This is a genomic window from Streptomyces sp. NPDC058683, assembly GCF_042716195.1.
GTDB lineage: Bacteria > Actinomycetota > Actinomycetes > Streptomycetales > Streptomycetaceae > Streptomyces.
The window spans coordinates 1-12,739 of sequence record NZ_JBHXSK010000023.1 but is presented as its reverse complement, the minus strand read 5'-3'; the positions used below and the strand labels follow the sequence as shown (position 1 = coordinate 12,739).

The 12,739-nt window shown below is 68.0% G+C and carries 10 protein-coding genes; 5 read left to right on the top strand and 5 right to left on the bottom strand.

The window, feature by feature from the left end:
• Positions 1-68 precede the first annotated feature (68 nt).
• Entirely contained in the window at positions 69-416 is a 348-nt protein-coding gene (locus ACFWXC_RS25190; protein ID WP_384482154.1) for a hypothetical protein, read from the top strand.
• Between the two features lie 96 nt (positions 417-512).
• Positions 513-1,037, top strand: a complete 525-nt coding sequence (locus ACFWXC_RS25185) for a kinase (RefSeq protein ID WP_384482400.1) — start codon at positions 513-515, stop codon at positions 1,035-1,037.
• Between the two features lie 129 nt (positions 1,038-1,166).
• Here the strand turns inward: ACFWXC_RS25185 and ACFWXC_RS25180 are convergent, their stop codons facing one another.
• Positions 1,167-2,069 (bottom strand): replication-relaxation family protein, encoded by a 903-nt coding sequence (locus ACFWXC_RS25180; protein WP_384482152.1) that lies wholly within the window; start codon positions 2,067-2,069, stop codon positions 1,167-1,169.
• Between the two features lie 566 nt (positions 2,070-2,635).
• Here ACFWXC_RS25180 and ACFWXC_RS25175 point away from each other — a divergent pair.
• The 3 genes from ACFWXC_RS25175 to ACFWXC_RS25165 all read left to right on the top strand — a co-directional run bounded on the left by ACFWXC_RS25175 (position 2,636) and on the right by ACFWXC_RS25165 (position 7,010).
• Positions 2,636-3,889, top strand: a complete 1,254-nt coding sequence (locus tag ACFWXC_RS25175) for a hypothetical protein (RefSeq protein ID WP_384482150.1) — start codon at positions 2,636-2,638, stop codon at positions 3,887-3,889.
• 182 nt (positions 3,890-4,071) lie between these two features.
• Complete coding sequence (locus ACFWXC_RS25170; RefSeq protein ID WP_384482148.1) at positions 4,072-5,475, top strand: hypothetical protein; 1,404 nt, start codon at positions 4,072-4,074, stop codon at positions 5,473-5,475.
• Positions 5,476-5,684: 209 nt separating this feature from the next.
• Complete coding sequence (locus ACFWXC_RS25165; protein ID WP_384482146.1) at positions 5,685-7,010, top strand: hypothetical protein; 1,326 nt, start codon at positions 5,685-5,687, stop codon at positions 7,008-7,010.
• Positions 7,011-7,074: 64 nt separating this feature from the next.
• Here ACFWXC_RS25165 and ACFWXC_RS25160 read toward each other — a convergent pair whose 3' ends face one another.
• The 4 genes from ACFWXC_RS25160 to ACFWXC_RS25145 all read right to left on the bottom strand — a co-directional run bounded on the left by ACFWXC_RS25160 (position 7,075) and on the right by ACFWXC_RS25145 (position 11,962).
• Positions 7,075-7,800, bottom strand: a complete 726-nt coding sequence (locus tag ACFWXC_RS25160; RefSeq protein ID WP_384482144.1) for a DUF4145 domain-containing protein — start codon at positions 7,798-7,800, stop codon at positions 7,075-7,077.
• An 83-nt stretch (positions 7,801-7,883) separates the two neighbouring features.
• Complete coding sequence (locus ACFWXC_RS25155) at positions 7,884-8,801, bottom strand: hypothetical protein (RefSeq protein ID WP_384482142.1); 918 nt, start codon at positions 8,799-8,801, stop codon at positions 7,884-7,886.
• A 114-nt stretch (positions 8,802-8,915) separates the two neighbouring features.
• Complete coding sequence (locus ACFWXC_RS25150; RefSeq protein WP_384482140.1) at positions 8,916-11,585, bottom strand: Helicase associated domain protein; 2,670 nt, start codon at positions 11,583-11,585, stop codon at positions 8,916-8,918.
• An 11-nt stretch (positions 11,586-11,596) separates the two neighbouring features.
• Positions 11,597-11,962 carry a hypothetical protein gene (locus ACFWXC_RS25145; protein ID WP_384482138.1) on the bottom strand — a complete coding sequence of 122 codons (366 nt, stop codon included), beginning with the start codon at positions 11,960-11,962 and terminating at the stop codon, positions 11,597-11,599.
• Positions 11,963-12,739: the final 777 nt, after the last annotated feature.

The following is a 12,739-nucleotide window of genomic DNA, read 5'->3' as shown; positions in this document are numbered from 1 at the left end:
CCCAGCCTCGGCTACGGCCAAGTTCCCGCCGCCGATGGACGAGATCTGCACGAGGTGGCCGCTGCCCCGTGCGTGCAGGATCGGCAGGGCAGCTCGGCAGTGCCGGGGTGCTGCCCGGCACCCTGCTGCTCGCGGGTGGCGTCGTGGCCGCCGGCGCCGCGCGGCCGGCCGTCGGAGCGGCGCCGGGACCGAGACGGAACTGCGAGACCCTGGACGGCAACCAGCTGCCCGCCGCAGTGCTGACGATGCTGCGCGGGGCAATCCGCAACCGTGAGGCCGGCCGTCAGCCGTCGACCAGCCGACCCGCCGTCCACACCCATGCCGTTCGGATTCTGAGCCGGGCAAACACCGGAACCGAGCGATGTCATGTCATGATCCGCTCAGAAACAGGCCACGTACCCGGGCGTATGCGCTGAGATACCCGCAGAAGTCACCCGTCCGGGCGTCGCCGCCGACGCGGTCCCGGAACGCCCCTGGCGCTGTCACCGGCCGTCGATAACGTGAGGGCCGTGATGGTGGGCACCGAAGAGACCCGGCTGGTCGTGCTGCGCGGCAACAGCGCCTCGGGGAAGTCGTCCGTCGCGGCCGGTCTGCGCGAGCGCTTCGGCCGCGGCCTGGCCGTGGTCGGCCAGGACAACCTCCGCCGCATCGTGCTCCGGGAGCGCGACCGGCCCGGCGCCGCGAACATCGGCCTGACCGCCCGCTACGCCCTGGACGCCGGGTTCCACGTCGTCGTCGAAGGCATCCTCTGCGCCGACCGCTACGGCGACATGCTCACCGGGCTGCGCGCCGACCACCGCGGCCCGACCCACGGCTACTACCTGGACGTCCCGTTCGGTGAAACCCTCACCCGGCACGCCACCAAGCCGATCGCCGACGACGTCAGCGAGACGCAGCTGCGCGACTGGTACCGGGCACGCGATCTGCTGCCCGGCGGCATCGAGACCGTCATCGGCGCCGGCAGCGCTCTGCATGAGACCGTCGACCGCATCATGCTCGACACCGGCCTGGCCCACCTGCCCGCCGTGGACCGCTGACCGGAGCACAGCTGCAACGCCCCGACCCGGCCCCGACCATGAGGCCGACCACGGGTACGGCCATGCCGTGTCCAGCCCCGACCATGGCTGGTCAGCGCACGGCCGACGCAGCTGTGCGGCGGCCGCGCTTCACACCTGCCCATACCCGGAGCCGGTCCAGGGGACTCTCTCGTCGGGGTCGTGGACAGGGCGCCACACGGGTGCGGAGGGGCCGCGATGGAACAGGTCGTCCAGCGGCGCCGCAAGGACAGGGACGTCGTAGAGGAAGCGGGACGGCGCCAGCAGCCCGGCCTCCGCGCGCAGGGCGCTGATCCGGTTCTCGACACCGGCGGGTCCGGTGCCGTCCAGGACGAACAGGACGCGAGGAAAGAGCGGGTAGCGCCGCCGCCACTCCTCAACCGCCGTCTCCTGGAGCGTCGGCCGGCGCCCCGGGACCACGGGCACGTAGCGGTGGAGGCGCTCGTACGAGGTGAGCTTGGCGGCGAGGCGTTCGGGGCCCATGGTGGCCCGGTCGACTTCCACGAATGCCCGCAGCATCGGCCCGTTGTCACCGGCGGCGGGGCCGTGCTGGTAGTACAGGAGCGCGTCGGGGATGACGGCCTCGCCGCTCCCGATCGGATGGTGGACCTCGCAGATCCAGTCCAGCGGCTCGCACACATCACCGCGTCGGCGGGCGTCCTCGAGGAAGACGAGCGCGGTCTCCGTCACGGTCAGCGTGTGGCCGGCCCGCAGCCGCACAGCGGTCGGATCGGACACGGTCCTGGAAGGCCGGTGCCCGCGCATCTCGGGCCACTCCGAGGCGAGCTGCACGCCGTACGAGGTCGGGAACCACACCCTCATCCGACCGGCCTGCGGCAGTGTGATGCGGTCAACCAGCCCCTCCTCCCGTAGTCGGGCCAGCCGCCGCCGGGTCTGCTCGATGCGCACCGCAGGGGCGATCACCCGGTGCATCTGCTTGGTGGTGGCCATCCGGTACTGCACCAGCACCCCCAGCGCCATCCGGTCCCCGCTGCCCACGTCCACGCCGATCATCACGAATCTGCTCGCTTCCCGTACGGTGCGGCGCCGTCCTGCCCGGCCCCGCGCGTACCGCTCACGGCAGCAGCCGGCCCCGACCAGAATCCCGACCACGAAGGCCCGACCACGGTCACGAAGCGACAACACCGCCGTGGACCAGGCCCACATACCCGCCGACAACCCGTCCGACAACCCGTCCGACAACCGTCCGCACCCTCTGCTGCGCCTGCCCTCGAATGCGCAGGTCACCATGCTGGTCTTGCCGTGGTCGGGAGGCCGACATCCCCTCTACGCCCCCGAATCCACGCCCCACAGCAGGAAGAACAGAGAAGTGGGTGGGTGGGACAGGCCACGGGCGGCGGGCGAGGGGATCGGGCGCCGCCGGTGTTCCTCGCGCGCGACGGCGGGGCCGCGCGCGACGGCGGGCAGACGAGATGCCCGGCTGGGCCGCAAGGAAGCGTGCCTTCCCCGCAGCGGCTGAAACCGGAGGCGCTGAGGCAGCCTTGCGGACCAGAATCCCCCTGGGACGCCACCCCTCTCACAGCAAGGAGCGCCGACATCAGCCGGTCTCGCCTCAGAACATGAAGAACCTGGCCTTCATCAGGTTGCTGCACCGCCAGGGGATCGAGCAGTCGCTCCTTCCCGAGCCGCTCTCCTTCACCTCGGTACTGACGTTCCACGACGCTGTGGAACTGTTCCTCATCGTCACAGCCGAGCACCTTGGCGCTGTCGTGAAAGACCGGGACCCGTTCATCAAACGGTTCTTCGAGGGGCTGCACCCGAGCAACTTCGCCGAGGGTGTCGAACTCCAGGGGCAGTACGGGATCAAGCGCCTGAACGATCTGCGCAACGGGTTCAAACACACGGCCGGCTTCCCCGGCCCGGTGGCCATCACGGACGTCAAAGCCGACACTGCCCACTTCTTCGAAGAGAACACCCCCCGCGTCTTCGGCCTCGCCTTCGACGACATCGACCTTGCCGAAGTCGTCCAGCACGACCGGACCCGCGAACACCTGAAAACGGCTGCCCAACTCGACTCGCAGGGCAGCCGCATGGAGGCCATGGGCACGCTGGCGGTCGCGATCGAGGGCCTCATGGACGCGCAGATCCACGGTGAGGACGTGCCGCGCCGGTTGTCGGTCTACGGCTTCGGCGAGCGGCTGCCACGCCACATCCTGCGCACCGATGAGGTCCGCGCGATCCTGCGCGAGCCGGACCACGCCTCGCGCCGCGGTGTGCCCGCGCGCAGTGCGGACAGGCTCGCCGATGAGTACACGCAGATCCGCGACGTCGCCCGAGCCCTGCAAGAGGCCATGCGTCTGATGGTGCTGGGCATGGACTTCCACCAGTACCAGCGGTTCAACCAGCTCACTCCGTCTGTGGGCTACTACGGCAATTCGCCAGAGCCCCGCTTCTCGGTGGAGACCGGATACGCCCCCAACCAGGAAGAGTTCGACTTCTGCCGCCAGTTCGTCATCACGGTGGCACTCCGCCTCACCGAGATCAACGCGCGCCGTACCCCCATCGTGGAAATGACTCTGGACTGCGTTGCCGTTCGCGGCCGGTCATTCAAGCAGGCGGCGCCGTCGATGCTCAGCAGGGTGCGTGTCATGGTGCTGGTCGGCGCGGACAGCGCCAGGGCACGCTGCTGCCTCTCGTTCGCGCGACGGGTGTCCTCGAGCGTGGTCAGCGCGTGGCTCATGTACACGTGGTGCTTCTGCTCGGAGTACGCCAGCCACGTGTCCGACCGCTCAGGCCCGGGGAGCTGTTCCATGAGGGTGTGGGCGGCGGTGAGAGCAGCGCGGGCCTGCTCGGGCTGGTGGTTGAGGGCGTAGGCGCGTGCGGCGACCGCGGCCGTCGGCCCGGGTGCCGGCGGTATGCCGGGCTCGTTCTGCGAGGCCAGTTGCAGCCTTCGGCGCCCCGTAGTTGAGCGGCACCATGGCCTCCCGGGGCCAGCACCTTCCGCCGTTGAAAAACCGCTGCCCACAGGCGACTGGGGCAGCTAGTTTCAGGCCGTATGAGCAAGCATCTTCCCCTGCGTGAGGCCGTGCTGTTGTGGCTCGAGCACGCTGGCAGCCTGTCGCCTACACCTCAGTCCATCGGGATGCTGATGCTCCTGCCCCATTGGAGCACCGTGGTGGAAGCGGTGGCCGCCGCGGCGCCCAGGGAAGAGCACCCCGACCTCTACGCAAAGGTCGACGGAGACGGGGCCCCAAACCCCCTGACGCTGCTGGAGGAGTCGGGCCTGTTTGCGGCGGCACGTTTGATTGCCCAGGGCGCACCGGTCCCCGTCTCCGAGGTCGCGGACAGCTTCGTCACCTTCTGCACTGGCCCGGCACCGGTCACCGAGCAATGGCTGCTCCTCAACGGCACCTTCCCCCAGGGAACACGGATTCCGCTGGGGCGCCACACCCTGCAGACCTTCACCGAGGACGAGCTTCGTCAGACGGTCCCGATGCCGGCGCTGAACGGCCTGCAGCCCCGGAGCCGCGATCTCGGCCTGATCACCGGCGCACCGTTCCTCCATGTTCCCGATCCCGGCCGCACGGTCACCCGCCGTCCGACCTGGTTCGACTTCACCGGCCCGCGTGCGGAAGCCCAGCACTGGCAGGCCCTTCTTCCTCTGATGCTGTGGGACAGCGAACTTCTCCGGGTGGACTCGGTCTTCACCGTCGCGCGCGGACGCCGCTTTGATCTGAACCCCAGAGATGTGCCGACGACCATCCAGGTCTATGAAGGCCGGCACGGGAGAGGAGAGGAGGTCGAGGTCCGCGACACCAGCGAATTCCATGTCCCGGCCGCATGTCTTCCGGCCCTGGCTGACTTCTGCGTCGCGATCTCGGCGAAGATCGATGCGGTCATGGCAGGCGCGACCCACAACCGGCGCATCCTCAACCGGCGAGCCAGGCGCCTCGAACGCGCCGCCCGGCACCTCCTGGCCGCCTACCAGCGTACCTACAACGACGACGCCGTATGGGAGGTGGAGGCCGACGAACTGCATCTCGACTACGTCATCGCCTTGGAAGCCCTGCTGATCAGCCCCAACGACACACGCGAAGGCATCGCCGACAACATCCGCTCCCGCGCGGCCGCACTGTTTCTCGCCCCTGACCACCAAAAAGAGGCCATGGGCATCGTCCAACGTGCTTACACGGCTCGATCCGCTTACGTACACGGCGACGTGATCAAAGACCAGTCAGAGCAGGAGAAACTGGAAGAGCTGCGAACCCTCCGGCTCCTCACACTGCAGGTCATCCTGCGCTGGCTCGTACTGACCCCTTCCGACACCGACGACCTCGCGCCCCTGCTCGATGCCGCCGCCCAGGACACAGGCCGCGAACACCACATCGACCGGCCCCTGCGCACCTTCTTCACCACCACCCCGCCACGCAGCCAGCCCGCCGATATCACCGCCACCTGACCTGCGTCCGGACACCCCACGGGCCCCAGGGAATAGCTACATCCCGGAGCCCGGTTTTATGGAGTCGTGCTGTTCAACGACGGTGTGACGCCGACGGCACGGTGGTGCGCTGCTATTGGCACGGCCGCCCCAGCTGAAATCCGGTCGGTGTTGTCAGTGCGACCCCGCATGCTGGAGGTCCCACTGAGACGAAGGACCACGGGACGACCATGACTCTCAACTTCGACGCAGACCAACCGGTAGTCGGGCTGAAGAGACAGCGAGCGCTGATCGAAGCCGTCCTCAACGCGGGCAGCGCGGACGAAACGCGCTGGCTGGAGTGGAAGTCCCGCCTGGACGTCTCGAAGGCGATTCTCGGGTTCGCCAACCGGATGCCCGACGTAGCAGCGCAGCGGGCCGGAGGTCACGCCTACCTCCTGGTCGGGGTTGAGGAAGAGGCGCTGCACGGGGTCGCCACACATGACATCGAGAAGGTCGACGCCTGGCTGGGGCGCTACATCGGCGACTTCGACCGCTACCAGTTCACCTACGTCCCTTTCGACAACGGCGAGGGAACGCGGCACGCCATGCTCGTCGATGTCTTCCCTCCACGCTGGGGTGATCCCATCCACCCTCTGCGCAAGGAGCACCAGAACTTCTACCCCGGCACGGTCTTCCACCGGTATGCCGGCAAGACCATGCCTGCCCGCGCAGCCGAGATCGACGCCCTCACCGAGCGGGCACGCCGGGCAGCCAAGCGCGTGAACGTCGACGTTGCCGCGGTCACCGGCACCGTCGCCCTGCTGCCTCCCCTGGCGGAGAGGCGCAACCACATCCTGGACTCTCTGCGCGCAGACCTGATGAAGCAGCTCGACACCGCATGCCCGAGGAGGCAGGGCGCAGCGGCACGTCCCTACTCCTTCGCGGCGCTGTACAACGCCAGCTCCGACTACCGCTCCCCCGAGGAATTCCGGCAGGAGGTGGAGCAGTACCTGAACGACTTCGACCAGGCCATGCAGCAGTCCCTGGCACACGCGGTCCGCGCCCTCGTGGCACCCCTGACGCTCAAGCTCACCAACCCCGGCGAAGAGAACCTCACCAAGGTCGAAGTCGTGCTGAGCCTTCCGGACACCGTCCTGGCTCAGGTCGCGGACGACGATGAGGAAGTCGACTGGCCGGACCGGCCCAAGGAGTACGGAACAGGGACGATGCCCATCGGGGCCGGGATGATCGCGGGTATGGTCGCCCTGCGGTCGCCGGCCTTCGCTTTGCCATCCCTGCATGCACCAGACATCACACAAGAAGACGGCCGCACCATCATCCGCTTCGATCCGGTGGACCTGTGCCCCCACGAAACCGCCACCCTCGACCCGATCACGCTCTACAGCATCCAGGGAGCAGCCGCCGACGCGGTCGCCGGGAAATGGCGGGCGACAGCGACGAACGTCAGCGGTAAAGAAGAGCGGTCTCTGTCCCTCCCTACACAGCGTCTGGAACTCGACATGAGCACACCGATCGCCATGGCCGAGGATGCCGAAGACGACTCAGAGGCATAGGCAGACCACGTAGGCGTCAACCGCCGTCTGAGCCCAACGATGAGTCGACTGCAGCAAGCGTGCCTCACGGGTTTTGCTGAGCTGCTTCGTGACGCTTTCTGCGCGATTCCACCATGCGTCGACGCTGCGCGGGCTGAACGTAGAGGAGAACCGCGGCTTCGGCGACCAACTCGGCGATGTCAGCGAGTTCTCCGGCGGAGTACGCGACGCCGTGATGCACACTGTCGTTCCCGACGACTCGCGTCTCGTCCAGAGCCGTGATGACGTCGGCAGGCAGGCCTTTGGCCGCGAGCTCCTGGATCTTGCCGTGCAGGTTGTGATGTGTGGCGCCCTGGTCCTTGCACAGCTCATCCACCGCCGAACGGTATCCGACGCCGGCGAGCCGGGCCGCGCCAGCGTTTTCTGCCCGTGAGGCTTCCTCGTACGCGCTGCGGATCCGCTCCGGTACGTCTGGGGGCAGCACGCGGGGTGGGGGAGAGGGCCACAGCACCAGCCGCGTCAGCTCTTCGACATGGGCGTCTCTGCCCCAGCCTGTCTGCTTGCACTCGATGACTTCCAGGACCGAGCGACCGCACAGCTGACACACCCAGCATTCCTGCTGCATCCAGGAGGTGTGGGGGTGAACGGGCAAGGACCCTTCGTCGCCGAAGTCGCCATACGCGTACTCGCGGCTCTCCGGAGCGATCATGCGCTGATCGACCATGTCCATCACGGTGCCAGTGGCGCAGTCCGGGTAGGGGCATACGGCTCTGCGCTGTTGAAGGGAAGCCGGCTTTTCCTGCTCAGTCATCACAACACAGTAGTGAAATGGGCATTTGAGATTCACCGGTTTTGTTGCGCGACGGAGAGGTGTGGAGCCTCCGTCAGCGGTAGTCAGCTCGAGTCGGTATGGCCGTGGCGACGCAGGAGACGTACGAAGAAGTCGGTGAGCATTTCGGCTGCCGTGTCATCGCACAGTTCGCGGCCACCGATGCGGTAGACCTCATAGCCCTGGAGCGTGAGCTCGCGGTCCTCCGCCACCATTGGGGCGTAGCGCGCAGGATCAGGAAGCCAGCCGGCGCCGGGCTGCTGCGCCGCAGCGCGGTCGGCAGGGCGGGCGTAGTGCTGGATGCCATCGATCTCGATGACCGCGCGGGCCCGATGGTTCATCAGCAGCAGGAAGTCCATCCTCTGCCGGGCAAGGCGGTTGGCCCCGCCCAACTCGCTCTTGGGGTAGGGGTCGTAGTGGAGGTAGACCTGGGGAATGAGTGCCGGGAGGTCGAAGCCGAGTTTGAGGTAGGTGTCGAACACCAGCAGTTCAGCACCGTTGTTGTCCAGCGAGCGCCGCAACCGCCCCCGTAGAGAGATCCGCGCCTGCCTCGGGTCACCTGAGTGCTTGAGTTGCTGGCGGACCCACCAGGTAACCAAGTCCTGCCAGCTCAGCCCGCGGTCTTCCAGCGGTTGGTCGTACACCAGGCAATACTGCTCGTTCTTGACGATGCGGATGGTGTTGCTGATGGAGTCCGGCAGCACGATCTGCGGCTTGGGGCCGTCGGCGGCGAAGATGAGGTTCTTCAACTCCCCGCAGACGCCATGCAATCCCATCTGGGCCAGCAACGGTTGCAGGTCGTCGTCGCCGTACTCATCGACCACTCGACGGGCTATCGCCATCAGATCGGGGAGCGGCTTGTCCTCCAGACGGGCGTGAACGTAGGACCTCTTGCTGTTGTACGGATCTTCGTCTGGCTGCTGCGGGTCGAGCCCCAGGTACTCGCCACCGCCGCAAGCCGCTGAGCCTTTACGTGAGCCCACAGAGTCTCCGCGGTGGCATCCCGCAGCTTGAACACAGGCACTCCGGACGGCAAGTTCATCCCGACATCATGGAGGTCCAGCACCCAGCACGGCAGTAGCGCAGGTGAAGGAGCGCTACGCCCACTTCATGCCCAGTTCCCGCAACGCGTCCAGCTGCTCCTGAGCAAGCCTGTCCCGCCTAAACTTGGTGTTCGACACCCATACGCCCAGCTTGACGAGCACTGGCTCGGTCTCGCCGTCGGCCGTGATCTCTTCGGTGTGGCCGCGTGGTACAGGCCGATGGCCTTCCCGCTCCACCCACTGTGTGAGGGCCGCCAGGCCGCGCTGGAACGCCAGTTCCGCCTTGCTCGGCCCCTTCGTCGACCGCGGGGCCGCCGGGGCGGGAGACGGCGCCTCAGCGGGCGTGATGCCCAGCTGGGACAGCCGCTCGTGCTGTTCGGCGGACAGCTGCGCCCAGGTGCTCGCCTCGCGTTGCCGTGCGAGCCACTTGCCCACGTCATCGCCCTCGAAGACGACGCCGGGTGCGATGTCGGGCAGGATGCCGTCGGCGTCGACCAGGTCGGCGAGGACGCGGTAGTGCCGCTGCCAGTCCAGCGGCCATGGGCAGTCCCAGTCAGGGTCGATCGCGGCCAGCTGCTCCGCGCGTGCCCGGGCCCGGTCGGCGTCCTTCCCGAGGCCGGCCTTGCGGCGGAGATTCGCCAGATGCTGCCCGATGGGCACCAACGCGTCGCCGTCGCCCCATACCTGGTCCTGGCGCGGGGCGAGGTGCCCGGTGGCCTGCCGGTAGGAGCGGAGCGCGGCGAGTTTGTTCTCCCACGCCTCTTCGCCCGGTTCCCACACCATCCCGGCTTCGCAGGCATCCAGCAGCTCCTTGCGCCGCGGTTCCAGTTCCCCGGCCCGCAGCGCCTTGCGCTGCTGGTGCACCCACCTGCCCAGCGGGAAGTCCTTGGTTACGCCGACCGTCGTCTCGGTGTCATACGGGACGGCGTGCAGGCCGGTGATGTGGTGCTTCTTCCGCCAGCGGATGAGGGCTTGGTAGCCCTCCAGCCACATCAGGGACTCCGGCCGGTAGACCCGGGTGCGCAGGAAGGCCGCGATGGTCGCCGCGTCCCGGGGAGAGGAGAAGCGGAGCAGGGCCGACTCGGCAGCGGCGTCGGTGTCGTCCTGCTCCTGCTCCTGGTTCTCGCCCTCGCCGCCGGCCTCGATGATCCGCCCGTCCTCATCGCGCCGGACGTGCACTTTGCGCTTCCCGCTGGTGAGGGCACGGGAGGCGAGCTGCTCGACCAGGCGTTCATCGTGCGAGCGCAGGCCCTGGAGGACGGCTACGAGGGGGCGGAAGCTGGCGGAGGCGACCATGTCGGTCGGGTCTTCGCCGGGCGGCAGGAAGACCGGCACGATGATGCGGGCGATCTTCGTGGAGCCGTCGCGGTTCAGCCTGAGCGCGCGGCCGATGTTCTGCACGATCTCGATCTGGGAGCCGCGGGTGTCGGCGAAGCAGATCGCCTCCACTCCCCGCTCGCCGGTGATGTCGACGCCTTCCCCGAGCACGCGACAGCTGGCGAGGAACGCGCGGTGGACCCGGCGGCCGGCCGCGTCGATGCCGCCTGCGAACTGCCGCAGCACCTCGCGCCGCTCGGCTACGAGGTGGTCGCCGCACAGCCACGCCGCCCACACCCGGCCCGGCGGTACGTGGCGACCGGCCTCCAGCTCGTAGAACTCCGCGTCGATCGACGACGCGGGGAGCCGGCCCGCGGCCGCCAGGTCGTCGTCGGAGGCGTCGTTCACGTACAGCTCCGCGGCCGTCTGCGGCATCTTCTCCGCGAACGCCGCCGCCTCTTCCACCTTCTGATGGAAAGTCATCACGGTACGCAGGTTGTACGCCGCCGCGTGCTCCAGGAGCGCCGTCTGCAACAGCGCCAGGCGCCGGCCCCGCTGCGCCTCCTCCGATTCCCCGAGGACCGGGGAGGGGTCGCGGATCTCCAGCACGTCGATCTCGAACCCGGCGAGGATGCCCCGCTCGATCGCCTCCGAGAGCCCAAGCTCGGCCAGCCACGGCCCGTACGTCTCGGAGTCCTGGCCCATGGTCGCGATCTCCAGCTCCTGGCCGTCCACGCCCTTCTGCGGCCGGGGCACGGCGAGGATGCGCGGGGTCGCAGTCAGGTACAGGCGGAAGTCGGCGGGAATACGGGCGTTGTCGTGGATCGCCGCCCATGGCCTGCCGAGATCGCCTGCGGTCGAGTGGGCTTCGTCCACGATGGCCAGCGCGAAACCGTCCATCTGCTGTCCGTACAGGCGCTCTCCGCCCGCCAGAGCGGCTTCCAGTGGCCCGCGAACCTTCCGCTGGCCCGTCGGGTCGGTCGGGTCGTCGAAGTCCTCGCGGTCCACGAGGGAGGCGTACGTGGCGAACACAACCACAGGCCCAGACCCCGCCCACAGAGCGAGTTGGATCGGGTTGGTGGTGGTGCGCACCCCCAGCTCGTTCAGCACCGGGTCGTTCTCCAGCGAGCACACCGCCACCATCGGGGAGCGGTGGCCCACCAGGCGCCACGCCTGGGCGGTCTGCACGAGCAGGTCCAGAGTCGGCACGGTCACGAGGATGCGGCCGCCGGGGAAGCACTCCAGCGCGCACGAGGCGGCGGTGATCGTCTTGCCCGATCCGGTCGCGGACACGATCGTGCCCCGCGCCCCCTGAGGGGGCACAGACAATCTTGCAGGAAATCCTACCCACTTACGGAAACTCGACTTCTGGTCGGTCTGGTGTTCCCTGAGCGTAATCGCCCTCATGCCGAGCCCCATCACCCGTCGATGCTGTTCACGTCGAAATTCTCTGCACGGAGGTTCGCCGGTAGGTGCGCGCGGTATCTCTCCCGGAAGGAGGTGAGCATTTCCCTCTCTTCCGGGAAGCCCGCGAGAAGCTCGAAGGCGTCCCAGCCCTCTCCCACCCGCTCAGGTGGTGCCGCACGCAACGCGGCAAGGAAATCCTGAGGGACGTGACCGGCGGCCCGCCTGCAGCCACACTCCATCCCGTCCCAGTTGTGACGGGAGATCTCCGCCAATACAGCTTGCCCTACCAAGGCGCCCCGCCAATCAACAACAACCCAGGAGAAGGTGTGCCGCAGTTTTCCCAACTCTACATGGTGCATCAACTCAGGGAGCAGCATTCGGTCAACATCCGCACTGCATCACCACGGAGTGCCAGAGAACGTCAGGGGGTGGCTGCCACTGTCATGAGTTCGCGTACTCATGCACGGAGACTTGCCCGCGCATCAGAATGCCCATGTCATGACAGGTAATCAGGAGAGGCAGGCGTAATGAGTGCGAGGAAGACCGCTGCGGCGGCGATGCTGGCGGCCTTCGGGATGGTGGGCCTAGTGGCTACGCCCACCATGGCGGCCGATGGTCTTCTTCCTCACCCGGGACCGGAAGGGCTGGTGTGGGTTGAAGAGATGACCGGGGATGGGGGAGTCGCATCCGGCGGGGCATGGGAGGGACTGCCGACCGTGCTCACCGTGGCATGCGAAGGCGGGGGCAGTGTGGGGGTGACGATGGAGTCAGAGCAGAGACGAGTGGCCGAGTTCACGGTGGACTGCCCCGCTGGCACCGCGGGGGTGGGTTCGGTGACCATGGATGCAGGCGTCGTACAGGCAGGATCCTTCACCATAGGAGTCGATGCTTCAGACGAGAAAATCCGCTGGGCCCTGACAGTGACTCAGCCCGAGTAAGAGGCAACCCATCCCCGCCTTGCTGCCCGGGCCGTAGGCCCGTTGGCCGATCCCGTACAGCGGGGCCGGCAGTGGTGGCGCGCAGCGCCACAGGGTGGCTGAAGCGCAGCGGAGGCCACCAAGCGGGGACGCAGTCCCCGCAGCTCCGGGAGCGCAGCGGACGGAGCGTCACCCGCCCTGCGCAGCAGGGCGGGTGACGCGGGACGCGCAGCGTCC

Coding starts and splice junctions, on each gene's coding strand:
- ACFWXC_RS25170 (WP_384482148.1), top strand. CDS start 4,072: ATGAGCAAGCATCTTCCCCTGCGTGAGGCCGTGCTGTTGTGGCTCGAG.
- ACFWXC_RS25175 (WP_384482150.1), top strand. CDS start 2,636: ATGAAGAACCTGGCCTTCATCAGGTTGCTGCACCGCCAGGGGATCGAG.
- ACFWXC_RS25180 (WP_384482152.1), bottom strand. CDS start 2,069: ATGATCGGCGTGGACGTGGGCAGCGGGGACCGGATGGCGCTGGGGGTG.
- ACFWXC_RS25160 (WP_384482144.1), bottom strand. CDS start 7,800: ATGACTGAGCAGGAAAAGCCGGCTTCCCTTCAACAGCGCAGAGCCGTA.
- ACFWXC_RS25165 (WP_384482146.1), top strand. CDS start 5,685: ATGACTCTCAACTTCGACGCAGACCAACCGGTAGTCGGGCTGAAGAGA.
- ACFWXC_RS25150 (WP_384482140.1), bottom strand. CDS start 11,585: ATGAGGGCGATTACGCTCAGGGAACACCAGACCGACCAGAAGTCGAGT.
- ACFWXC_RS25145 (WP_384482138.1), bottom strand. CDS start 11,962: ATGCTGCTCCCTGAGTTGATGCACCATGTAGAGTTGGGAAAACTGCGG.
- ACFWXC_RS25185 (WP_384482400.1), top strand. CDS start 513: ATGGTGGGCACCGAAGAGACCCGGCTGGTCGTGCTGCGCGGCAACAGC.